Origin of the sequence: Streptomyces sp. NBC_00344, from assembly GCF_036088315.1 — a bacterium.
Lineage (GTDB): Bacteria > Actinomycetota > Actinomycetes > Streptomycetales > Streptomycetaceae > Streptomyces.
Genome location: NZ_CP107996.1, coordinates 6,151,093 through 6,171,794, shown reverse-complemented (window position 1 = coordinate 6,171,794; position 20,702 = coordinate 6,151,093). Strand labels below are relative to the sequence as shown.

Genomic DNA, 20,702 nt, shown 5'->3' with positions numbered 1-20,702 from the left:
GTGCTACGAGGCGAAGAGGCGTACGGGGCGGACGGCGTGCGCCTCCGCCGTGATGTCGAGCATCGGCGCGGATGCCGCGGGGAGTCCCTGGAGACCGTCGCGCAGGGCGTCCAGAGCGGCCACAGCCGCCCGGGCGGCGACCCGGTCGAGTTCGGGCGTCAGACGGGCCAGTACGGCGGAGGCCTCGAACGGGTCGAGGCTCAGCAGCCGGACGGCCGCCGTGGCCGGTCCGCTCACCGCCTCGTACAGCACGCAGTGCGCGGCGTCCAGCGGTCCGAGGCCGGCCGCTCTCGCGGTGACCCCGAGGACCACGGGCTGGTGCGCACCGCGGGGGCGGACCGCGGCCAGCGCGTCGAGTTCGGGGCACGGCCAGGTGGCGCGGGCCGCGCGCATCAGCTGCCGTCCGAGCCGGCGGGCAGCGGAGCGCAGCGCGGGTGACGGCGTCCGGGCGTCGGCGGCCTCGTCGACCTCAGCGGGATCGGCTCCGAGGGCGGCGGTGGCGGCGAGCGCCGCCGATGTGAGGCCGGTGGTGTTCAGCCGCCCGAGGCAGAAGCCCGCCAGGTCCTGTGCGTCGCGGATCCGTCCTGCGGTGACCGCCTGTTCCACCCCGCCGGAGTGGGCGTGGCCGCCTGCGGGGAACCGGCCGTCGGCGAGTACCAGGAGGGCCGACCGGCTCGGCGACAGCTGGTCCGGGGAATCGGCCATCAGAAGAGGAAGTACCGCTGGGCCATGGGAAGTTCGGCGGCGGGTGCGGGTTCGACCCGCTCGCCGTCGATCGCCACGGTGAAGGTGTCGGCATCGACCTCGACGTGCGGCATGGCGTCGTTCTGTCGCATGTCCGCCTTGCCGACGGAGCGGGTGTTACGGATCGCCACGAAATCCTTGCCGAGGGCAAGGCGTTCGGTCAGACCGTCGTCGAGCGCCGACTGTGTGACGAAGTTGACCGAATTGGCCGACGGCGCTCGCCCCTTGGCGCCGAACATGGGCCTGGGAAGCACCGGTTGGGGGGTGGGGATGGACGCGTTGGCGTCTCCCATCTGCGCGTATGCGATCTGGCCGCCTTTGAGCACCAGGTGTGGTTTGACACCGAAGAACGCCGGCTCCCAGAGCACCAGATCGGCCAGCTTCCCGCTTTCCACGGATCCGATCTCGCCGTCGAGTCCCTGCGCCACCGCCGGGTTGATGGTGTATTTGGCGACATAGCGACGTGCCCGGTGGTTGTCCGCCCTGCCGTCGCCGGGCAAGGCGCCCCTGCGCAGCTTCATGACGTGCGCGGTCTGCCAGGTACGCAGCGCGACCTCCCCGATGCGGCCCATCGCCTGGGAGTCGGATGAGACGATCGAGATGGCGCCGAGGTCGTGCAGAACATCCTCGGCCGCGATGGTGGACGGCCGGATCCTGGATTCGGCGAAGGCCAGGTCCTCCGGAACCGCCGGGTTGAGGTGGTGGCAGACCATCAGCATGTCGAGGTGTTCCTCGATGGTGTTGACGGTGTGCGGCCGGGTCGGATTGGTGGAGCTGGGCAGTACGTTCGGTTCGGATACGACCGTGATGATGTCCGGAGCGTGGCCGCCTCCCGCGCCCTCGGTGTGGTAGGCGTGAATGGAGCGTCCGGCGATGGCTGCCAGGGTGTCACCGACGAACCCTGCTTCGTTCAGCGTGTCGGTATGAATGGCGAGCTGGGCCCCTGTCTCCTCACAGACACCCAGACATGCGTCGATGACGGCCGGTGTCGCCCCCCAGTCCTCATGGATCTTGAATCCCAGTGCGCCCGCGCGCAGTTGGGAGTGCATGGCCTCGCGGGACATCGTGTTGCCCTTGCCGAGCAGCCCGACGTTCACCGGGTATCCCTCCAGAGCCTCGAACATCCGGGCAAGGTGCCAGGGCCCGGGCGTCACGGTGGTCGCCTTGGTGCCCTCCGCGGGGCCGGTGCCACCGCCGACGAGCGTCGTGATCCCGGAGGACAGCGCCTGGTCGACCAGGGTTGGTGAGATGAAGTGCACATGCGCGTCGATGGCGCCGGCCGTGAGGATCCTGCCGTTGCCGGCGATGACTTCGGTCTCCGGGCCGATGACCAGATCGGCATGGACGCCGTCCATGGTGTCCGGGTTCCCCGCCTTGCCGATCCCGCTGATACGTCCGTCCCGGATGCCGATGTCCGCCTTGACGACGCCCCAGTGGTCGAGGATCACGGCGCCGGTGATAACGGTGTCGGGGGCGCCCTCCGCGCGGGTGACCCGCGACTGGCCCATCGACTCACGGATCACCTTGCCGCCGCCGAACACCGCTTCGTCACCGGCCCGCCCGGGGCCTCCGCAGCGGTCCTCCTCGATCTCGATCAGGAGAGCGGTGTCGGCGAGGCGGATGCGGTCCCCCGTGGTGGGGCCGAAGAGGTCGGCGTACACGGCACGCGTGATGTCAGCCATCGAGAGCTCCCGCGGTCTCTCCCCGCAGGCCCGCGACGATGCGCAGCCCCGCGATGGGAACGAGTTCGACGGCGACCGGGACCCCGGGCTCGAAACGCACCGCGGTCCCGGCGGCGATGTTCAGCCGCTGCCCGTGCGCCGCGTCGCGGTCGAACCGCAGAGCCGGGTTCGCTTCCGCGAAATGGTAGTGGGAGCCGATCTGGACGGGCCGGTCCGCGGCGTTGAGCACGGTGAGGCGGGTGATCCGACGGCCCTCGTTGAGGGGCAGCGGGTCGTTCGCGTAAAGGATCTCTCCCGGAATCATCGGCTTCGCTCCCCGGTCAGACGATCGGCTCATGAACGGTGACGAGCTTGGTGCCGTCCGGAAAGGTCGCTTCGACCTGGACATCGTGGATCATCTCCGCGATGCCTTCCATGACGTCCTCCCGGCTGAGCACCCGGCGTCCGGACGCCATCAGATCGGCCACGGTCCGGCCGTCCCTCGCGCCCTCGAGGATGTGCGAGGTGATCAGGGCGACCGCCTCGGGGTGATTGAGCCGCAGACCTCGCGACCGGCGCTTCTCGGCCACGTCGGCCGCCACGTGAATGAGCAGGCGCTCCTGCTCATGGGGTGTCAGTTGCACACTTCCGCCTCACCGTCTTCTGCCCCGGGCCCCGGCCGGGCACCGCGGGAACCACTCGACATCAACACTTTGTTGATGCAGGGCGAAAGGGCCGGCCGCCAGGCATTGCACATTAGGGCGGAAGTTTTTCCGGCACGTTAACCGGTCGTTTGCCGGTTCATGATCAACGTTCGCGGTGCTCGGCGACGCCACCGAAACGCCCGTGTTCACCGGGGGCTGAAGTCATGCGGACCGAGGAGAGAGAACCGGTCGCCCGCTCCTCGCCCGCAGCCTCGGCCTTCTCGAGTCGTTCCAGGTCGGCAGCGGAGACGAGGGCGGCCAGTGGCTTGCCGTGACGGGTCACGACCACTCGTTCCCCGCCGTATACGACACGGTTGATCAGATCGGCGAGCTCTGCTCGGGCTTGCGTCACCGGAATCTCGTAGACCATGTTTCCCATCATAACCGTCTGTACGTCCTGTACATTTTTTACAGAGGCGCCGTCCGAGGGCAGAGGCGCCGTCCGAGGAGAGGTACGCCATGAACCGACCTTCCGCCCGCGCGGCGGTCCTGGCGGCGGGCACGCCCGGAAAGCGGATGGCGCTTCCGGGCGCGCGCATCGTGATACAGCACCCCGCCATCGAAGAGCCGGTGCGGGACCGGCCCCGTGACCTGGACGTCCATGCCGAGGAGTTGCGGCAGTTGCCGCAAAGGCGCAGCGTGATGGTGCGGCCGATCGCCCGCCATACCGGGCGGGACGCCGGGCGGATCACGGGCGGCATGGAGCGGTGCACGGTGTTCGACGCCCCGGCGGCCCGGACCCGTCGCCCGGTGGACTTGGTGCTGGACAGCAGCGAGCCCTTCCCGAGTACACCGGCAGGGTGAACGCACCGTGCTGCCACCGGAGTTGCCGCCACTGCCCGCACTGACCCGGGCCGAGTGCGAGTTCATCGACAGCTATCTCGAAGTGATCGACCAGTTGGGTCGTATCAACCCGGCACACGGAGGCGACACTTACGGCGCGCTGAGAGCCGCGCAGGCCCTGGTCAGCAGAGCTGCCGCAGTGAGGGACGCACTGGATCTGATGCACCGGCGCGGCGAGAACGGGCTGCACGCCGAGACCCTGGCGCGTGCGCTGCGGGTGCTCGACGGTGAGCGCAGAACAGCGCGGGTTTCGCTGCCTCCCACTGCTGGCGGCTGAGCCCGTAGCCATCCTTTCGGCCGCCGCCAACACCCCGATGGGCGACGCCCGGAAGACGGAGACATCCGTGGGCCGACCGGCTGGTACGAGTTGCGCGGAGCAGCCGGTCGTACGCCCCGGAGCGCCGCTGCGCACCTGGTAGCGGGCCTGGAACCGACGGACGATCGCCATCGAAACCCCGTTGCCCACTCGAACAGGCCATTGGCGCGCAGCGTGCCGACCGGCGCTGTCAGACGGAAATCCGGCGCGTTGTGAGTCAAGATCCCTGGGACGACAAGCCCCCGCCACCACGGCGGGGCGGTCCGGGCGGACGCCGAGTCCTGCCGCCGTACCCGGATGTCTGGTCGACACGAGTGGATCGGCAGGAGTGGAGGACCCAAGCAGTCCGGGGCGACAGACATGTCGCCCCTTGGGGTGAAGCCGTCCAGTGGGACAACCGACTCGATCAGTCGGCCACCCGTTGGGCGACCGGGCAACTTCGCCGGCCCGAACCCGACAGGTCAACCTTCACAGGCGGTTTGACGAAGGGTTGCGCATGTCTGCGCAGATTCACATCCCGTCTCTGCTCACCCGGGCCGGAACCGCCTCGGCCCTCACGTTCGTCGCAGTCGCGGGAACCTCACTGGCACCCGGTGCCACACCAGAGGCCCAGGCCGCCACTCATGCCGCCAGAGCACTGCAGATCGCGGCATCCAAACGGGGCTCGCCCTATCAGTGGGGAGCCGCGGGGCCATCGCGTTTCGACTGCTCGGGGCTGACCTTCTACTCGTTCAAGAAGGCAGGGAAGCGACTCCCCCGCACCGCGCAGGCGCAGTACAACACCGTGCGCCACATCCCGCCCTCCAGCCGGAAGCGAGGTGATCTGGTGTTCTTCCACTACGGACGGAACGTCTTCCACGTCGGCCTGTACGCGGGACACGGGAAGATCTGGCACTCACCGAGGACCGGCTCGGTGGTCAGGCTGGAGCGGATCTGGTCCAGGAGCGTCTGGTACGGGCGCGTGCGCTGAGTCGGCGGTTCAGGGCTGGACGGGGGCCGTCCAGGGCAGCGCGATCCACACCGTCTTGCCGCCCTCCGGGGTCGGGGTGACCGACAGCCGGCCGCCGTTCTCGGCGGCCAGCCAGCGGATGATGACCATGCCCCGGCCGTTGTCCTGCTGTACTGCCGCGGGGAGCCGCTGCGGCCAGCGCGGATGACTGTCCGTCACACCGATGCGCAGTTGCTCGTCCCTTTCCAGCACGAGCCGCACGGTGAAGGCGGGCGACTGACCGAAGGTGTGCTGAACGGCGTTGGTCGCCAGCTCCGAGACCATCAGCCGGATCGCTTCCGCGGCATCCCCGTCGCCCGGCAGCCCCCATTCGGTGAGCACCCGGGCGACATACGTCCGCGCCGCCGGGACCGAGGCGGGCTCGCTCGGGAGCACGACATGTGATTCCTGGTGGTCTGCCATGACGGCCTGTCCCTTTCCCACCGGTGCCGGCTCCGACTCCGCGCGGATGCGCTTCGAGGGCGGCCTCGGACTGCGCTTCGTGCCAGCGTGACACTCATGGTGACCGGAGCGTCGGCAATCCACGAAGATGGGCCCGTTTCAGTCGCTCAAAGTGATGAACTCTGCGACGGGAGAACGTATTTGGACAGGCGTGATCCGGCAGCCGTCACCCGGCGGGCGCGGTCCGCACGATGGTTGCCACCGCGGCTTCCATCTGCCCGTCCGTCAGATCCGCGCGGGCGGTGAGCCTCAGCCGGGAGATCCCGTCCGGAACCGATGGCGGGCGGAAACAGCCGACCAGCAGTCCCGCTTCACGGCAGTCAGCCGCCCAGCGCACCGCCTGGGCCGCCGATGGGGCCCGCACGGAGACAACGGCGGCCTGCGGGGGTACGGCCACCAGGCTCGCGTCGGTGAGGCGGCGATGCAGTTCGCGCGCCACGGTACGGGCGCGCCCCGCCAGTCCGGGATCCCCGCGCAGCACCCGCAGAGCGGCCAGTGCGGCGCCCGCGGCAGCCGGCGCCAGGCCGGTGTCGAAGATGAACGTCCTGGCCGCGTTGACCAGGTGTTCGATGACTCTGGCGGGTCCGAGTACCGCACCGCCCTGACTGCCCAGGGCTTTCGACAGGGTGACCGTGGCGACCACATCCTCCGCACCGGCCAGTCCCGCGCCGTGCAGCGCTCCCCGCCCCCCGCCACCGAGCACACCGAGCCCGTGTGCGTCGTCCACGAGCAGCGCGGCGCCGTACCGGCGGCAGGCGGCTGCCAGCCGGGCCAGTGGCGCCGCGTCACCGTCGACGGAGAAGACCGAGTCGGTGACCACGACGGCGCGTCCGCCGTGGGCGCCGAGCGCTTTGGCCACCGCCTCCGGGTCGCTGTGCGGGACGACTTCCGTCTGTGCCCGGGACAGCCTGCAGCCGTCGACGATCGAGGCGTGGTTGCCCGCGTCCGAGACGATGAGCGAGTCGCGGTCGGTCAGGGCCGTGACGGCCGCCAGATTGGCGGCGTACCCGGAGGAGAAGACCAGCGCCGCCTCAAAGCCACAGAAATCGGCGAGTTCGCTCTCGAGTTCCGCGTGAAGCTCCGTGGAGCCGGTCACCAGTCTCGACCCTGTCGCACCCGCGCCCCAGCGGCGGGCCGCCCCGGCCGCCGCGCCGGTGATCTCCGGACTGCGGGTGAGCCCGAGGTAGTCGTTGCCTGCCAGATCCAGGAGTTCCGAATGGGCCGGGCGGGGGCGGAGTGTCCGGACAAGTCCGGCACGGGAGCGCAGACCTGCCGCGGTATCGATCCACTCGAACGGGGATGGAGGCGTCGCACCAGGCATGATCGGTCCCTTTTTGTAGGCAGTTCACAGACCTTAGCGAGGGTCAAGCGGGGTCATGGTGTGGCAATGCACACACCCCAGGACGGTGGTGTTGTTCAGATCCTCCTTGGCCTGACGTGGTGCCGTAGGCCAGGATCACCCCTATGGACCTGCTGAACACGCTGGTGGACAAGGGGCTGCGGCGCGAACTGCCGAGCCGTGAAGAGGCGCTCGCCGTACTGGCGACGTCGGACGACGAACTGCTCGATGTGGTGACCGCAGCCGGAAAGGTACGCCGTCAGTGGTTCGGGCGGCGGGTGAAGCTCAACTATCTCGTCAATCTGAAGTCCGGGCTGTGCCCGGAGGACTGCTCCTACTGCTCGCAGCGGCTGGGCTCCAAGGCGGAGATTCTCAAGTACACCTGGCTGAAGCCGGACGAGGCCTCTCAGGTGGCGGCAGCCGGTGTGGCCGGCGGCGCGAAGCGGGTCTGCCTGGTGGCCAGCGGGCGGGGGCCCACCGACCGCGACGTCGACCGTGTCTCGGAGACGATCGAGGCGATCAAGGAACAGAACGAGGGCGTGGAGGTGTGTGCCTGCCTCGGGCTGCTCTCCGGCGGACAGGCGGAACGGCTGCGCGCCGCGGGCGCCGACGCCTACAACCACAACCTCAACACCTCCGAAGCGACCTACGCCGACATCTGCACCACCCACGACTTCTCCGACCGGGTGGAGACCGTCCAGCAGGCCCAGGCCGCTGGGCTCTCGGCCTGTTCCGGGCTGATCGCCGGAATGGGCGAGAGCGATGAGGATCTGGTCGATGTGGCCTTCGCGCTGCGTGACCTCGACCCCGACTCGGTGCCGGTCAACTTCCTCATTCCCATGGAGGGGACCCCGCTCGCCGAGCAGTGGAACCTCACGCCGCAGCGCTGTCTGCGCATCCTGGCGATGGTGCGGTTCATCTGCCCCGACGCCGAGGTGAGGCTGGCGGGCGGCCGCGAGGTGCACCTGCGCTCGCTGCAGCCGCTCGCTCTGCACCTGGTCAACTCGATCTTCCTCGGCGACTACCTGACCAGTGAGGGACAGGCAGGACAGGCCGACCTCGACATGATCGCGGACGCCGGTTTCGTCGTGGAGGGCGCGGACACCACGACGCTGCCCGACCACCGTACGGACCTGGTGTCGGTCCGCAGGCGCGGGGCCGGGACGGATTTCGCTCCCAATGCCTGACACGGCCGAACTGCTCGATCTCGACCGGCGGCATGTCTGGCATCCGTACGGGCCGATGCCCGGGCGCCAGGATCCGCTGCTGGTCGAGTCCGCTTCCGGAGTGCGGCTGCGGGTCGCGGGCACGGGCGAGCTGATCGACGGCATGTCGTCCTGGTGGTCGGCGATCCACGGCTACAACCACCCGGTGCTCAACGAGGCCGCACGGGGCCAGCTGGACCGGATGAGTCATGTGATGTTCGGCGGGCTCACCCATGAGCCCGCCGTGCGGCTCGCGGCGAAGCTGGTGGAGATCACCCCGGAACCGCTCCAGCATGTGTTCCTCGCCGACTCGGGTTCCGTGTCGGTCGAGGTCGCGGTGAAGATGTGTCTGCAGTACTGGCGCTCGGTCGGCCGCCCCGCCAAGCAGCGGCTGCTGACCTGGCGCGGCGGATACCACGGCGACACCTGGCAGCCCATGTCGGTCTGTGACCCCGAGGGCGGGATGCACGACCTGTGGTCCGGGGTGCTGCCGCGTCAGATCTTCGCGGACGCGCCGCCCGCCGAATACGAGCAGGCGTACGCGGACCACCTCGACGAGCTCATCGGCCGTCACGCGGACGAGCTCGCCGCCGTGATCGTGGAGCCGGTGGTGCAGGGAGCCGGTGGTATGCGCTTCCACTCCCCCGCGTATCTGCGGGTGCTGCGCGAAGCGTGCGACACCCACGGTGTGCTGCTGGTGTTCGACGAGATCGCCACCGGCTTCGGCCGGACGGGGAAACTCTTCGCCGCGGAGCATGCCGGGGTGGCACCGGACGTGATGTGCGTGGGCAAGGCTCTGACCGGCGGCTACCTCACGATGGCGGCGACCCTCTGCACGCCTCGGGTGGCCGCCGGCATCGCGCAGGGCGATGTGCCGGTGCTGGCTCACGGGCCGACGTTCATGGGCAATCCGCTGGCCGCCGCGGTGGCCTGCGCCTCGGTGGAGCTGCTGCTCGGCCAGGACTGGGCACAGCAGGTCCGGCGGCTGGAGGCCGGCCTGCAGGACGGCCTCGCCGAAGCAGGGGATCTGCCTCGGGCACGGGAGGTCCGGGTGCTCGGCGCGATCGGGGTCGTACAGCTCGATCACCAGGTGGACATGGCCGCGGCCACCCGTGTGGCGGTGCGCGAAGGCGTCTGGCTCCGGCCCTTCCGCGATCTCGTCTACACCATGCCGCCGTACATCACCGGTGACCGGGATCTGGCCCACATCTGCCGTGCGGTGTGCGCGGTCGCCCGGGAGGCCTGAGATGACGGTTCTGGTGATCACAGGCACCGGCACGGAGATCGGCAAGACGATTGTCACCGCCGCTGTGGCCGCCACCGCGCGGGGCCGTTCGGTCGCGGTGCTCAAACCCGCACAGACCGGTGTGGCCCCAGGTGAGCACGGCGACGCCGACGAGGTCGCCCGGCTGGCCGGGGTGGTGACAGCGGTGGAACTGGCCAGGTTCCCGGAACCGCTCGCACCGGCGACGGCCGCGCGGCGCGCTGGAATGACTCCGGTGCGGCCGCGGGACGTGGCGGAAGCGGCGGAGAAGCTGGCCGCCGAGCACGACCTCGTACTGATCGAGGGGGCCGGCGGCCTGCTCGTACGGTTCGACGACGACGGCGGCACGCTGGCCGACGCCGCCCGGCTCATCGGGGCACCGGTTCTGGTCGTCGCGCCGGCCGGACTCGGCACCCTCAACGCGACCGCGCTCACCACGGAGGCCCTTCGCGCACGGGGGCTGGAGTGCGCCGGTGTGGTGGTCGGCAGCTGGCCCGCCGAAGCCGGACTCGCCGCGCGGTGCAATCTCACCGATCTCCCGGAGTCCGCCGGGGCCCCGCTGCTTGGAGCGGTTCCGGAGGGTGCGGGCTCGATGGAGCCGGCCGACTTCCGCAGGCTGGCGCCGAGCTGGCTGGCACCGGTCCTGGGCGGCAGCTGGACCGGATGAGCGACGGCGACGGCGGCTTCCGGGCGCTGCCGTGGTGCTGCTGCCGGACGCTGCCAGGCCAGGACGGAAGTCAGCGCCGCCCGGCTGCGGCGGCGACCTGGCGAGGGTGCGTTGGGACAAGCACCGTGTCCGCGGCGGCCGTTCGGCGGACTGGGTGCCCGATGCCCTTGCCCAGCGGTGGGATTCCCACCGCGACCCTGCGCGCTGTCCGCTGCGGCGCGTACTGCGGCCCGGTGGCGAACTGCCCTCCCCGGGCACGGCACCGGGCCGGCCCGGGTGATGGCAACTGCCCGGCGCGCCATGGACCGTACGGTCCGTACGGCGCTCTCCGGCGACGGTCACACCGCGCGGAACAATCTGGCGGCGATCGAGGGCTCCGGCGGACACCGCCGTCCGAACGTGCCGGAAATGGAGCCTGAGCTCTATCCGGCCCCGTGTGTACCGGGGACGGCACGCCGGCCCGCCGGGGCCGGGCCGGGCTGAGTCACAGGCACCACTGACGCAACTCATCAGCGATGGACCGCACATCGGCCTTGTCCAGTTTGACCAGACGGGCAAGATCTCTGACCTGCTCCGGGGAGGTGACGACCTTCAGACCGCAGGCAACCAGGTAGCCGTAGGCGACGGCGGACGCGAACATCGCGTTGGAGTGCTCAAGCGCCGGCACATGCAGCAGCAGTTGCAGCAACGCCGCGGCACGGGTGTGCGGGTCGCTGTAGACCTGGATGCCGAAGATCTCCGCCTCGTGCCGGCCGACCGCGGCCACCAGCGCGCCCCAGTCGGTGACCTGCGGATCGCCAGGGGTCTTGTGCTCGGCGACCATGAGCAGCCAGGGAAGGTCGATGCGCAGACTCAACGGCTGCCTTCGCCGCGCCGGTCAGCGGTGAACTCCTCGGCGAACTCCTCCGCGAAGACCGACTCGTACTGCTTCATGAAATCGGCCGCCGCTTCGACGAAGGTGTGTCCGACTTCACCCGCGTCCTGTCTGACCAGCTCCTCGATATAGCGGTTCACGCTCATCCCCCGCTGGAGCGCGCGCTGCCGGGCAGCTTCCGCGGTCACCTCGTCCACGCGTACGTTCAGCTGAGTCTTGGCCACCTGACAAAGCTAGCGCCCATGTGCTAGCAGCGGCAAGGGCGGAAACCGGCCGCACGGTGAAACCGGCTCGCTCCTACGGCCCGGACAGTGATGGGATCCGGCCATGGAAGATCTTCGAATCCGGGCCGCCGGGCCCGATGACCTCGATGAGGTGCTCGCCTTCTGGAAGACGGCCGCGGAAGGTGTCAGCATCAGCGACGACAGGGACGGCATCGAGCGGCTGGTCGAACGCGACTCCGCAGCCCTGATGGTCGCCGAGCGGGGCGGGGTGCTGGTGGGCACGGTGATCGCGGGCTTCGATGGCTGGCGCTGTCATCTCTACCGGCTCGCCGTCCATCCGGAGCAGCAGCGGCGGGGGATCGGCAGCGCACTCCTCGCCGCGGCGCACGAGCGCTTCAGTGAGCTCGGCGGGCGACGCGCCGACGCCATGGTGCTCGACCGCAATGACCGCGCGCACCATGCCTGGCGGTCCGCCGGGTACCTGCCGGAGCCCCAGTGGAGCCGATGGGTCAAGCCGCTTCGGAAGCCCTGACCTTTGCTCATCCTTTACCATGGCGGGAATCCGTTTCTCAGCTACCGGAAGGTGTGAGTCTCCGCCCATGGGCGAGCCTCCGAGCAGCCGACATCGCGCATTCACCGAGCCTGTGTCCGACCATGGGACAGAGGTGAAGCGATGACCGAAGTGCTCCTGCTCGTCGTGGCGCTGCTGCTCTCGCTGGCCTGCTCGGCATTCGTCGCCGCCGAGTTCTCGCTTACCACGGTCGAGCGCAGCGAGCTGGAGCAGGCCGCCGAACGGGGCGAGCGCGGTGCGGCGAGCGCCCTGCGGGCCGTGCGCAGCCTCACTTTCCAGCTCTCCGGGGCCCAGCTGGGCATCACCGTCACCAATCTGGTGATCGGCATGCTCGCGGAGCCGTCCATCGGCAAGCTGATCCGCGGCCCGCTCGAAGCCATCGGGGTCTCCGCCGGTGCGGCCACCTCCATGGGACTGGTGATCGGCACGGCCCTCTCCACCGTCTTCCTGATGGTGGTGGGCGAGCTGGTGCCGAAGAACTGGGCGATCTCATCGCCGCTTGCCGTGGCCAAGGTGGTGGCCACTCCGCAGCGCTACTTCAGCGGCGCTTTCCGCCCTCTGATCAGTCATCTCAACAACACGGCCAACCGGCTGCTGCGCGGACTCGGCATGGAGCCGGCCGAGGAACTGGCTTCCGCCCGCTCCGCGCAGGAACTCGTCGCACTCGCCAGGCACTCGGCGCGAGCGGGCGCACTGGAGGCGGACACCGCGGAGCGGTTCGTCCGCACTCTCAACCTCGCGGACCTGACCGCGGAGAACGTGATGACTCCACGGGTCCAGGTGATCGCCCTGGACATCCAGGCCACCGCGGAGGACGTCGCGAACGCCACCCGCGCCACCGGGCTCTCCCGGTTTCCCGTCTACCGCGGCAGCCTCGACCAGGTCGTCGGTGTCGCCGACATCAAGGACGTACTGGCGCTGCCGGCCGAACGCAGACCGCGCCATCCGGTGTCCGGGCTGGTGCGCCCTCCCCTGCTGGTCCCCGAGACGCTGACCGTGGACCGGCTGCTGGACCGGATGTACGGCAGACGCACCATGGCCGTGGTGATCGACGAGTACGGCGGCACGGCAGGTGTGGTGACGCTGGAGGACATCGTCGAGGAAGTCGTCGGAGAGGTGCGGGACGAACACGATCCGCGGGAGACGCCCGACCTCGCGAGCGCCGGAGTGGACGCCGAGGGCCGCACGGTCCACTCCGTCGACGGCGCGGCACGTACCGACCAGCTGGAAACCATCGGGCTGCGTGTACCGGAGGGCCCCTACGAAACGCTGGCCGGCCTGGTCGCCACCGTGCTCGGGCGCATTCCGGCCGAGGGAGACAGCGTGGAGCTGGCCGGATGGCGGCTGGACGTGGTGGACGCGACCGGGAGACGCGCCGCCCGCTTGCTGCTGCACGCGCCGCAAGCCGGCGATGACGAGGAGGCAGAGCGATGACCGCTCTTCAGCTGTTCATCGGCCTGCTGACACTGGCCGCCAACGCGTTCTTCGTCGGCGGTGAGTTCGCACTGATCTCGGTACGGCGCAGCCAGATCGAACCGGACGCGGAGCGGGGCGACCGCAGAGCGCGCAGCGTGCTGTGGGGCCTTGAACACCTCTCGGCGATGATGGCGGCGGCTCAGCTGGGCATCACGTTGTGCACGCTGGTCCTGGGTGTGGTGGCCGAACCGGCGATCGCACATCTTCTGGAACCCGTCTTCCACGCAGTCGGCCTTCCCACGGGGCTGACCCATCCGATCTCCTTCGTCATCGCGCTCACCGCGGCCACCTATCTGCACATGCTCTTCGGCGAGATGGTGCCGAAGAACATCGCGCTGGCCGGGCCGGTGCGGACTGCGCTGCTGTTCGGTCCGCCACTGGTCGCACTGGCGCGTGCGCTGCGCCCGGTGATCTTCACGGTGAACTCGTTCGCCAACGGGCTGCTCAGGCTGTTGGGTGTCGAGGCGAAGAGTGAGGTGGCGGCGACCTTCTCGGACGACGGGCTGGCACGTCTCGTCACCGACGCCTCGGCGGCCGGACTGCTCGACGACCGGGCGAGCGAACGGCTGCACGACGCCCTGGAGCTGGGCCGCCGCCCGGTGCGCGACGTGGTCGTGCCTCTGGAACGGGTCGTGTACGCGCGGCTGGGAACGACGCCGGAGCAGCTGGAACGGCTGTCGGTCGAATCGGGCTTCTCACGGTTCCCCGTGGTGGACGACGACCGCCGGATCCTGGGCTATCTGCATGTGAAGGACGCACTGGACGCCACCCCGCGCGATCTGCCGTTCACGGTGCCGTCGATGCGGAAGATCGCGCGGGTGCGGGCCTCCAGTCCCCTCGACGACGTACTGACGGCGATGCGCCGCAGCCGTACTCATCTGGCCGCGGTGATGGGCGACGACGGCACACTGGCCGGCCTGGTCACCATGGAGGACGTGCTGCGCGAACTGGTCGGGGGTCCGTCGGGGCAGGCCGGGCCCGCCGGCTGAGAGGCACCTCTCGGACGGCGCGGAACCGATCGTCCCCGACGGCGTGGAACTCATCGTCCCCCGCGGCGCGGAATCTGCCTGAACGGCCACGGTACGATCACTGCGAAATGAAACTGAATGCCTCATACACCAGCCTTGTCGCGGTCGGCGACTCGTTCACCGAGGGAATGTCGGACGCGCTGCCGGACGGTTCGTACCGCGGCTGGGCCGATCTGCTCGCCGAGCGTCTCGCCGGACGTGCTCCCGGTTTCCGGTACGCCAACCTCGCGGTGCGCGGCAAGCTCATCGGGCAGATCGTCGACGAGCAGACCAGCGCCGCCGCGGCCCTCCGGGCGGATGTGGTGACACTGGTGGGAGGGCTCAACGACACCCTGCGGCCCGCGTGCGACATGAGCATGGTGCGCGGCCGGCTGGAAGAGGCGGTCGAGCGGCTGGCACCTTCGTGCAAGCAGCTGGTGCTGATGCGCAGCCCGGGCCGCAACGGTCCGGTGATGGAGCGTTTCCGCCCGCGTATGGAGGAGCTGTACACCTTCATAGACGAACTGGCGGACCGGCACGGCGCGCTGGTCGTCGATCTCTACGGTGCCGCGGCTCTCGCCGATCCGCGGATGTGGGACGTCGACCGGCTGCATCTGACGGCCGACGGACACCGGCGGGTGGCGGAGGCCGTGTGGCAGGCACTGGGGATGGACGCCGAAAACGACTGGCAGGCGCTCCTGCCGTCAGTGGCCCCGGTGCGCTGGGCGGCACGGCGCGTCAGTGATGTGCGCTTCGCACGCGAGCATCTGGTGCCGTGGATCGGCAGACGTCTGACGGGCCGCTCGTCCGGGGACGGGCGCTTCGGCGCTCACTACAGCGGCGAGGCGGGAAAGGCTTTCTGGATCACGCCCGTTGACGACGCGAACCCGGGGCCCGTCACCGGCTGGCGCCGCGTGGAGGAGCCGTCACGGCTCAGGTGATTCCTGGCGCCGTCCCACTGAGCCGCCCCGGCACCCAGGGCTGCGCCTGTGGTCCTGCTCTCACAGTGCTTCCGGAGCGAGGGCGCGGACCGTGGAGACGGTATCGGCGTCGGCGGCGCTCTTGTCCTCGCGGTAGCGCAGTACGCGGGCGAAGCGCAGGGCAAGACCGGCCGGGTAGCGAGAGCTGCGCTGCAGTCCGTCGAAGGCGACCTCCACCACGAGTTCCGGGCGGACCCGCACGACGTAGCCGTCCCGGCTCTCCTCCCGTTCGAGGAGTTCCCGGGTCTGCCAGACGAGGAGTTCGTCGGTGAGCCCCTTGAAGGTCTTGCCGAGCATCACCCAGGGCGCGGGATCCGATTCCTCGCCGCGCGCGGCGAGGTGCAGATTGCTGAGCCACCCCTGCCGCCGGCCGTGGCCCCATTCGGCAGCCGTGACCACCAGGTCGAGCGTATGCCGGGGCTTGACCTTGATCCATCCGGCTCCGCGCCGGCCCGCCGCGTAGGGAGCGGCGGGGTCCTTGACCACCACGCCCTCCTGGCCGTGGTCCAGCGCGTCGTCGAAGAAGCGCGTGGCCCGGTCGGGGTCCGTGGTGACGGTTCTGGGTACCCGCAACTCCTCGGGTACCACAGAGTCCAGTGCCGACCAGCGTTCCTGGGCGGGCCGGTCCAGGAGGTCACAACCGTCGCGGTGCAGCAGATCGAAGAAGTAGACGCGCAGCGGCACCTCGGCCCGCATGCGGTCCGGATCCTGCCGGGACGCGGTACGGGCCGCGGTGACCTGGAAGGGCAGGGGGCGTCCCTCCGCTCCGACCGCGATGGCCTCACCGTCCAGGACGGCCGAGCGCACCGGCAGGGCTCTCACGGCTTCCACCACCTCCGGCACCCGGGAGGTGATGTCGTCCAGGCTGCGGGTGAAGACGGTGATGAGGTCACCGTCCCGGTGGGCCTGCACACGGATGCCATCCAGCTTCCATTCCAGCGCGGCAGGCGTGACCCGCTCCAGTGCGGCAGCGACATCGGGCGCCGCTGCGGCGAGCATCGGCCGGACCGGCCGTCCGATCTCGAGGCCGAACGCGCGCAGCGCTTCCCTCCCTCCCGCCATCGCGGCGGCCGCCACCGCACGGGCCGAGCCGCGGAACATCAGCGCCCGCCGCACCTCCGCCGGCGGTACACCCGCCGCCCTGGCGACCGCGTCCGCCACCACGGCGTCGAGCGCCCCCTGCCGCAACTCCCCTACCAGGACCGCGCTCAGAAAGGACTGCTCCTGAGCGGTGGCAGCCGCGAACAGCGCCTCGAGCAGCCTCCGCCGCTCTCCCTGGGATCCCGGTCCGTGCACCGCGGCCAGCGCGGTCAGCGCGTCCTGCGTCTCGCCGACTCCGAGCACCGGCTGCCCGGCGGGCCGCGGCAGATCGCGCAGTGCGGCCGGGCCCACCCCGATCCGCATCCGCCGGGACTCGCCGGAGAGCAGGGCCACGGCCGCCGGCAGTTCGCCGGGCCCCAGACCCCGCAGATAATCCGCGAGCAGCGCGATCTTCGTGTTCCTGGCCGGCTCGGCGCCGACGGCGTGAGAGGTGGCAGCCAGATCGTGCAGCAGCATGGCGGATCTCCCGGCCGTGGACGACAGTGGGCGGCGGTTGGTGATCCGTACCCCTTTTTTCCGGTGATTCTCCGCAGCCCGGCTCAGCGCACGCCGCGCGGACGGAATTGCACGCTGATGCGCGGCCCCACCGGTCTCGCCGTCTTCAGGATCGCGTGCTCCCAGGTCCGCTGGCAGCTGCCTCCCATCACGATGAGATCGCCGTGGCCGAGCGGCCTGCGCACCGGAGGCGCACCGCCTTCCCGTGGGCGGAGAACGAGGTGCCGGGGTGCGCCGAGGGAGAGGATGGCGACCATCGTGTCCTCCTTGCTGCCCCGGCCGATGGTGTCGCCGTGCCAGGCGACGCCGTCCTTCCCGTCGCGGTAGAAGCACAGCCCGGCCGTGGTGAACGGCTCCCCGAGCTCCTGCGCGAAGTGTGCGCTGAGCGCCGTGCGAGCCTCGTCGAGAACCGGGTGCGGCAGCGGATCGTCCGCGCCGAAGAACGACAGCAGCCGTGGCACCTCCACCACCCGCTCGTACATCACACGCTGCTCGGCGCGCCACGGCACCTCGCGGGCCAGTACGTCGAAGAGGCTGTCCGCACCGGTGAGCCACTGCGGAAGCACATCCAGCCAGGCCCCCTGGCCCAGCTGGGTACGCGTCAGCTCGTCCAGGGGGCGCAGTCCGGTCAGGTCCCCCTGGTCGAAGAGGGAGTTCTGCAGGTGTACAGCCATGAGCCGAGTCTATACGAACATGTGTTCCCATGGCATTCCGGGCATCTGGGCTCGTAGCAATCCACGAAGAACACCGGGGCGCCGACCTGCAGGAACCGCCAGTAGAATCACGTCACGTGACTGCAAAGCCTCGTATCCCCAATGTCCTGGCCGGCCGCTACGCCTCCACGGAACTCGCCGTCCTCTGGTCCCCCGAGCAGAAGGTGAAGCTGGAGCGTCAGCTGTGGCTCGCCGTACTGCGCGCCCAGAAGGACCTCGGGATCGAGGTGCCCGACGGGGCACTCGCCGACTACGAGCGGGTGCTCGACCAGGTCGACCTGGCCTCGATCGCCGAACGGGAGAAGGTCACCCGCCATGACGTGAAGGCGCGGATCGAGGAGTTCAACGCTCTCGCCGGCCATGAGCAGGTCCACAAGGGCATGACCTCGAGGGACCTCACCGAGAACGTCGAGCAGCTCCAGATCCGGCTCTCTCTGGAGCTGGTGCGCGACCGTACGGTTGCGGTACTCGCGCGCCTGGGCAGGCTGGCCGCCGAACACGCCGAGCTGGTGATGGCCGGGCGCTCACACAACGTGGCAGCGCAGGCCACGACCCTGGGCAAGCGGTTCGCCACGACGGCCGACGAACTCCTGGTGGCCTACGGGCGGCTGGACGACCTGCTGGGCCGCTACCCGTTGCGCGGGATCAAGGGCCCGGTCGGCACCGCCCAGGACATGCTGGACCTGCTGGGCGGGGACGAGACGAAGCTCGCCGACCTGGAACATCGGATCGCCGGTCATCTCGGTTTCTCCCAGGCCTTCACATCGGTGGGCCAGGTCTACCCGCGCTCGCTCGACTACGACGTGGTCACTGCCCTGGTGCAGCTGGCCGGAGCCCCTTCCTCGCTGGCGAAGACGATCCGGCTGATGGCCGGGCACGAACTGGTCACCGAAGGCTTCAAGCCGGGCCAGGTCGGCTCGTCCGCGATGCCGCACAAGATGAACACCCGTTCCTGCGAGCGCGTCAACGGCCTGATGGTCATCCTGCGCGGGTACGCGTCGATGACGGGTGAGCTGACGGGCGACCAGTGGAACGAGGGCGATGTCTCGTGCTCGGTGGTGCGCCGGGTCGCGCTGCCCGATGCCTTCTTCGCCTTCGACGGCCTGCTGGAGACCTTCCTGACGGTGCTCGACGAGTTCGGTGCGTTCCCCGCGGTCGTCGCGCGTGAGCTGGACCGCTACCTGCCCTTCCTCGCCACGACCAAGGTGCTGATGGGCGCGGTCCGTGCCGGGGTGGGCCGGGAAGCGGCACACGAGGTGATCAAGGAACACGCGGTCGCGTCCGCGCTCGCGATGCGAGAACAGGGCGCCGAGCGCAATGAGCTGCTGGACAAGCTCGCGGCCGACGAGCGGATGCCGCTCGGCCGTGGACAGCTGGACGAGCTGATGGCGGACAAGCTGTCCTTCACCGGCGCCGCCGGCGCGCAGATCACCGCGGTGATCGCGCGGATCGCGGAGATCACCAAGCAGCACCCGGACGCCGCCGTCTACGCCCCCGGCTCCATCCTCTGAACCGGCGCCGCACCACCCTCCCCGGCAGAAACGCCGCATGAAACCCGGAGAACTCGAAGCCGTCCGCGACCGCCTCGTTCCCGATGTGGTCGCGGACGGCTTGCGTGTGCGGTTCCGCGGGATCAACCCCGGTCTGACGACCGCCGCGACGGGCCATCACTTCGCCCGCCCCGGCAGATCGCTTCCGTCCGGTGCCGCTTCTCTGCACTTCACTCGAAAGGGTGGCGAGGGGCATAGGGCTCAGGGCAGTGCTCCTTCGTTGAGGCGACAGTTCACTGGCTGCTGATACTTGGGACGATGGACGAACCGGAAGGACGCGGCGTTTCCAGCCGGGAGAACGCCCTGTCCGGCCAGCGCAGATCGCCGGCTGTCCCAGCTTCCTGGGAAGTCATTGACGGCGACTTCGGGAGTCGCGTTGGGGTGCGTGGCATGATCAACAGCGGTCGGTGTGATGTCGGTGCGGCGCCGCCGATGGATGAGACGGAGCCACTACCCGCCGCTCGTGTGTCCGCTTATGCGGCCGTAGGAGCACAGCTCTCGCTGCTCAGCGACCGAAGGCTCGGCGATATGGTTGCTGCCACGCCGACACTCGGCTCGGGCATCGGTGGCAGACGGGGCGAGATGGAGGTCGCGGGGATACCCGTCTTCGTCAAGCGGATCCCGCTGACGGACATCGAGTTGCGGCCGGACCATGTGCGCTCGACCGCCAACCTGTTCGAGCTCCCTCTCTTCTATCAGTACGGAGTGGGGTCGGCGGGGTTCGGGGCCTGGCGTGAACTGGCCGCGCACGTCATGACCACCGCTTGGGTTCTGAGGAACGAGTTCGCGGGTTTCCCGCTCATGTATCACTGGCGGGTCGTGCCGGATCGTCCCCCTGTCGACTTCACCGATGAGTTCGGAGGCCTCGAGGGAGCCGTCGCGCATTGGGAGGGTTCGTCTGCCGTGCGCGAGCGGTTGGAGGCCATCGGCAGGGCCTCCTTCAGCCTGGTGCTCTTCCTGGAGCACGTGCCTCGGACACTCGCGGCTTGGCTCAGCGATACCCGTGATGCGGCCTGGACACAGCCGGGAGGCGACTCCCCTTACCGGTGGGTGGAAGACGAGCTGGTGCGGGGGACGGAGTTCATGAGCTCACGTGGGTTGGTCCACTTCGACACGCACTTCGCCAACCTGCTCACCGACGGTCAACGGGTGTACTTCGCGGACTTCGGGCTCGCTCTCAGCCGCGACTTCGAGCTCTCGGCGCAGGAAGCCGCCTTCCTCGCCGATCACCTTGTGTATGACCGCTGCTATGCACCGTGGCACCTGATGCGCCACCACCTGCCCAAGGCCGTGCGCGGTGGCGCGGAACACGGGACCTTCCTGCGCGAATGGCTCGCAGGCCGCCGCCCCGACGGCCTTCCCCCCGAGATCGGGGCGATCATTAATCGCCATGCCCCGCACGCCGTCGTCATGGACGACTTCGCCCATCAGCTTGTCACGGAGAGCAAGCGCACTCCATTCCCCGCAGCCAAGGTGCGGCAGGCCCTGGTCAGCGTGTCAGCGTCGGAGTGAAGTGTG

23 protein-coding genes and 1 pseudogene are annotated in these 20,702 nt (G+C 69.6%); 13 read left to right on the top strand and 11 right to left on the bottom strand.

Features of this window, described 5'->3' with window-relative positions; all coding sequences use genetic code 11:
• Window positions 1–3: 3 nt before the first annotated feature.
• The 5 genes from OHS16_RS28005 to OHS16_RS27985 all read right to left on the bottom strand — a co-directional run bounded on the left by OHS16_RS28005 (window position 4) and on the right by OHS16_RS27985 (window position 3,479).
• Window positions 4–705, bottom strand: a complete 702-nt coding sequence (locus tag OHS16_RS28005) for an urease accessory protein UreF (protein ID WP_328540016.1) — start codon at window positions 703–705, stop codon at window positions 4–6.
• Window positions 705–2,426, bottom strand: a complete 1,722-nt coding sequence (locus OHS16_RS28000; RefSeq protein WP_328540015.1) for an urease subunit alpha — start codon at window positions 2,424–2,426, stop codon at window positions 705–707. Before OHS16_RS28000 ends, OHS16_RS28005 begins: the two co-directional genes overlap by 1 nt.
• Window positions 2,419–2,730: an urease subunit beta gene (locus OHS16_RS27995; RefSeq protein ID WP_328540014.1), complete on the bottom strand. Its 312-nt coding sequence runs from the start codon at window positions 2,728–2,730 to the stop codon at window positions 2,419–2,421. The genes OHS16_RS28000 and OHS16_RS27995 overlap by 8 nt, the downstream gene beginning before the upstream one ends.
• A gap of 16 nt (window positions 2,731–2,746) precedes the next feature.
• On the bottom strand, window positions 2,747–3,049 hold the full coding sequence (locus tag OHS16_RS27990) for an urease subunit gamma (RefSeq protein WP_328540013.1): 303 nt from the start codon (window positions 3,047–3,049) through the stop codon (window positions 2,747–2,749).
• A gap of 163 nt (window positions 3,050–3,212) precedes the next feature.
• Window positions 3,213–3,479, bottom strand: coding sequence for a type II toxin-antitoxin system Phd/YefM family antitoxin (locus tag OHS16_RS27985; RefSeq protein ID WP_328540012.1), 267 nt, complete (start codon window positions 3,477–3,479; stop codon window positions 3,213–3,215).
• An 89-nt stretch (window positions 3,480–3,568) separates the two neighbouring features.
• Between OHS16_RS27985 and OHS16_RS27980 the strand changes: the two genes are divergently transcribed.
• The 3 genes from OHS16_RS27980 (at window position 3,569) to OHS16_RS27970 (ending at window position 5,238) form a co-directional block, all read left to right on the top strand.
• Window positions 3,569–3,913: an ATP-dependent Clp protease proteolytic subunit gene (locus tag OHS16_RS27980; protein WP_328540011.1), complete on the top strand. Its 345-nt coding sequence runs from the start codon at window positions 3,569–3,571 to the stop codon at window positions 3,911–3,913.
• Window positions 3,914–3,920: 7 nt separating this feature from the next.
• Window positions 3,921–4,229 carry a hypothetical protein gene (locus OHS16_RS27975; RefSeq protein ID WP_328540010.1) on the top strand — a complete coding sequence of 103 codons (309 nt, stop codon included), beginning with the start codon at window positions 3,921–3,923 and terminating at the stop codon, window positions 4,227–4,229.
• Between the two features lie 535 nt (window positions 4,230–4,764).
• Window positions 4,765–5,238 (top strand): C40 family peptidase, encoded by a 474-nt coding sequence (locus tag OHS16_RS27970; RefSeq protein WP_328540009.1) that lies wholly within the window; start codon window positions 4,765–4,767, stop codon window positions 5,236–5,238.
• Between the two features lie 9 nt (window positions 5,239–5,247).
• On the opposite strand, the gene OHS16_RS27965 is transcribed toward OHS16_RS27970, so the two are convergent.
• Entirely contained in the window at window positions 5,248–5,679 is a 432-nt protein-coding gene (locus tag OHS16_RS27965) for an ATP-binding protein (protein WP_328540008.1), read from the bottom strand.
• 205 nt (window positions 5,680–5,884) lie between these two features.
• Complete coding sequence (locus OHS16_RS27960) at window positions 5,885–7,039, bottom strand: 8-amino-7-oxononanoate synthase (protein WP_328540007.1); 1,155 nt, start codon at window positions 7,037–7,039, stop codon at window positions 5,885–5,887.
• Window positions 7,040–7,182: 143 nt separating this feature from the next.
• Between OHS16_RS27960 and bioB the strand changes: the two genes are divergently transcribed.
• From bioB to bioD, 3 genes are read left to right on the top strand one after another with little or no spacing between them, the layout of a single operon-like run.
• Entirely contained in the window at window positions 7,183–8,244 is a 1,062-nt protein-coding gene (gene bioB, locus OHS16_RS27955) for a biotin synthase BioB (RefSeq protein ID WP_328540006.1), read from the top strand.
• Window positions 8,237–9,508, top strand: a complete 1,272-nt coding sequence (locus tag OHS16_RS27950; RefSeq protein ID WP_328540005.1) for an adenosylmethionine--8-amino-7-oxononanoate transaminase — start codon at window positions 8,237–8,239, stop codon at window positions 9,506–9,508. Before bioB ends, OHS16_RS27950 begins: the two co-directional genes overlap by 8 nt.
• A 1-nt stretch (window position 9,509) precedes the next feature.
• On the top strand, window positions 9,510–10,193 hold the full coding sequence (gene bioD / locus OHS16_RS27945; protein ID WP_328540004.1) for a dethiobiotin synthase: 684 nt from the start codon (window positions 9,510–9,512) through the stop codon (window positions 10,191–10,193).
• Between the two features lie 484 nt (window positions 10,194–10,677).
• Here the strand turns inward: bioD and OHS16_RS27940 are convergent, their stop codons facing one another.
• Both OHS16_RS27940 and OHS16_RS27935 read right to left on the bottom strand, forming a co-directional pair.
• On the bottom strand, window positions 10,678–11,049 hold the full coding sequence (locus OHS16_RS27940; protein WP_328540003.1) for a fic family toxin-antitoxin system, toxin component: 372 nt from the start codon (window positions 11,047–11,049) through the stop codon (window positions 10,678–10,680).
• A complete protein-coding gene (locus OHS16_RS27935; protein WP_328540002.1) occupies window positions 11,046–11,291 on the bottom strand; it encodes an antitoxin in 246 nt (81 codons plus the stop codon). The genes OHS16_RS27940 and OHS16_RS27935 overlap by 4 nt, the downstream gene beginning before the upstream one ends.
• A 103-nt stretch (window positions 11,292–11,394) precedes the next feature.
• Here OHS16_RS27935 and OHS16_RS27930 point away from each other — a divergent pair, with 103 nt between their 5' ends.
• The 4 genes from OHS16_RS27930 (at window position 11,395) to OHS16_RS27915 (ending at window position 15,286) form a co-directional block, all read left to right on the top strand.
• On the top strand, window positions 11,395–11,823 hold the full coding sequence (locus OHS16_RS27930; protein ID WP_328540001.1) for a GNAT family N-acetyltransferase: 429 nt from the start codon (window positions 11,395–11,397) through the stop codon (window positions 11,821–11,823).
• A 141-nt stretch (window positions 11,824–11,964) separates the two neighbouring features.
• The gene (locus OHS16_RS27925; protein WP_328540000.1) at window positions 11,965–13,296 is read left to right on the top strand and encodes a hemolysin family protein; all 1,332 of its coding nucleotides are present in this window, start codon (window positions 11,965–11,967) and stop codon (window positions 13,294–13,296) included.
• Window positions 13,293–14,327: a hemolysin family protein gene (locus OHS16_RS27920; RefSeq protein ID WP_328539999.1), complete on the top strand. Its 1,035-nt coding sequence runs from the start codon at window positions 13,293–13,295 to the stop codon at window positions 14,325–14,327. Before OHS16_RS27925 ends, OHS16_RS27920 begins: the two co-directional genes overlap by 4 nt.
• A 107-nt stretch (window positions 14,328–14,434) precedes the next feature.
• Complete coding sequence (locus OHS16_RS27915; RefSeq protein WP_328539998.1) at window positions 14,435–15,286, top strand: SGNH/GDSL hydrolase family protein; 852 nt, start codon at window positions 14,435–14,437, stop codon at window positions 15,284–15,286.
• Window positions 15,287–15,346: 60 nt separating this feature from the next.
• Here OHS16_RS27915 and OHS16_RS27910 read toward each other — a convergent pair whose 3' ends face one another.
• Complete coding sequence (locus OHS16_RS27910) at window positions 15,347–16,882, bottom strand: ATP-dependent DNA ligase (protein WP_328539997.1); 1,536 nt, start codon at window positions 16,880–16,882, stop codon at window positions 15,347–15,349.
• Between the two features lie 83 nt (window positions 16,883–16,965).
• The gene (locus OHS16_RS27905; RefSeq protein WP_328539996.1) at window positions 16,966–17,595 is read right to left on the bottom strand and encodes an alpha-ketoglutarate-dependent dioxygenase AlkB; all 630 of its coding nucleotides are present in this window, start codon (window positions 17,593–17,595) and stop codon (window positions 16,966–16,968) included.
• Between the two features lie 116 nt (window positions 17,596–17,711).
• Between OHS16_RS27905 and purB the strand changes: the two genes are divergently transcribed.
• From purB to OHS16_RS27890, 3 genes and pseudogenes are all read left to right on the top strand, one after another.
• Window positions 17,712–19,145, top strand: a complete 1,434-nt coding sequence (gene purB / locus OHS16_RS27900) for an adenylosuccinate lyase (protein WP_328539995.1) — start codon at window positions 17,712–17,714, stop codon at window positions 19,143–19,145.
• Between the two features lie 37 nt (window positions 19,146–19,182).
• Window positions 19,183–19,320 (top strand): annotated as a pseudogene (locus OHS16_RS27895) (mismatch-specific DNA-glycosylase); the annotation flags it as partial.
• Between the two features lie 296 nt (window positions 19,321–19,616).
• The gene (locus OHS16_RS27890; RefSeq protein WP_328541016.1) at window positions 19,617–20,696 is read left to right on the top strand and encodes a protein kinase family protein; all 1,080 of its coding nucleotides are present in this window, start codon (window positions 19,617–19,619) and stop codon (window positions 20,694–20,696) included.
• Window positions 20,697–20,702 lie beyond the last annotated feature (6 nt).

Bases quoted from the DNA above. Each gene is read 5' to 3' on its own strand.
- OHS16_RS28005 (WP_328540016.1), bottom strand. From the start codon at position 705: ATGGCCGATTCCCCGGACCAGCTGTCGCCGAGCCGGTCGGCCCTCCTG.
- OHS16_RS27980 (WP_328540011.1), top strand. From the start codon at position 3,569: ATGAACCGACCTTCCGCCCGCGCGGCGGTCCTGGCGGCGGGCACGCCC.
- OHS16_RS27920 (WP_328539999.1), top strand. From the start codon at position 13,293: ATGACCGCTCTTCAGCTGTTCATCGGCCTGCTGACACTGGCCGCCAAC.
- bioD (WP_328540004.1), top strand. From the start codon at position 9,510: ATGACGGTTCTGGTGATCACAGGCACCGGCACGGAGATCGGCAAGACG.
- OHS16_RS27995 (WP_328540014.1), bottom strand. From the start codon at position 2,730: ATGATTCCGGGAGAGATCCTTTACGCGAACGACCCGCTGCCCCTCAAC.
- OHS16_RS27950 (WP_328540005.1), top strand. From the start codon at position 8,237: ATGCCTGACACGGCCGAACTGCTCGATCTCGACCGGCGGCATGTCTGG.
- OHS16_RS27925 (WP_328540000.1), top strand. From the start codon at position 11,965: ATGACCGAAGTGCTCCTGCTCGTCGTGGCGCTGCTGCTCTCGCTGGCC.
- OHS16_RS27960 (WP_328540007.1), bottom strand. From the start codon at position 7,039: ATGCCTGGTGCGACGCCTCCATCCCCGTTCGAGTGGATCGATACCGCG.
- OHS16_RS27910 (WP_328539997.1), bottom strand. From the start codon at position 16,882: ATGCTGCTGCACGATCTGGCTGCCACCTCTCACGCCGTCGGCGCCGAG.
- OHS16_RS27970 (WP_328540009.1), top strand. From the start codon at position 4,765: ATGTCTGCGCAGATTCACATCCCGTCTCTGCTCACCCGGGCCGGAACC.
- OHS16_RS27890 (WP_328541016.1), top strand. From the start codon at position 19,617: ATGGATGAGACGGAGCCACTACCCGCCGCTCGTGTGTCCGCTTATGCG.
- OHS16_RS27915 (WP_328539998.1), top strand. From the start codon at position 14,435: ATGAAACTGAATGCCTCATACACCAGCCTTGTCGCGGTCGGCGACTCG.
- bioB (WP_328540006.1), top strand. From the start codon at position 7,183: ATGGACCTGCTGAACACGCTGGTGGACAAGGGGCTGCGGCGCGAACTG.
- OHS16_RS27930 (WP_328540001.1), top strand. From the start codon at position 11,395: ATGGAAGATCTTCGAATCCGGGCCGCCGGGCCCGATGACCTCGATGAG.
- OHS16_RS28000 (WP_328540015.1), bottom strand. From the start codon at position 2,426: ATGGCTGACATCACGCGTGCCGTGTACGCCGACCTCTTCGGCCCCACC.
- OHS16_RS27905 (WP_328539996.1), bottom strand. From the start codon at position 17,595: ATGGCTGTACACCTGCAGAACTCCCTCTTCGACCAGGGGGACCTGACC.
- OHS16_RS27985 (WP_328540012.1), bottom strand. From the start codon at position 3,479: ATGGTCTACGAGATTCCGGTGACGCAAGCCCGAGCAGAGCTCGCCGAT.
- OHS16_RS27965 (WP_328540008.1), bottom strand. From the start codon at position 5,679: ATGGCAGACCACCAGGAATCACATGTCGTGCTCCCGAGCGAGCCCGCC.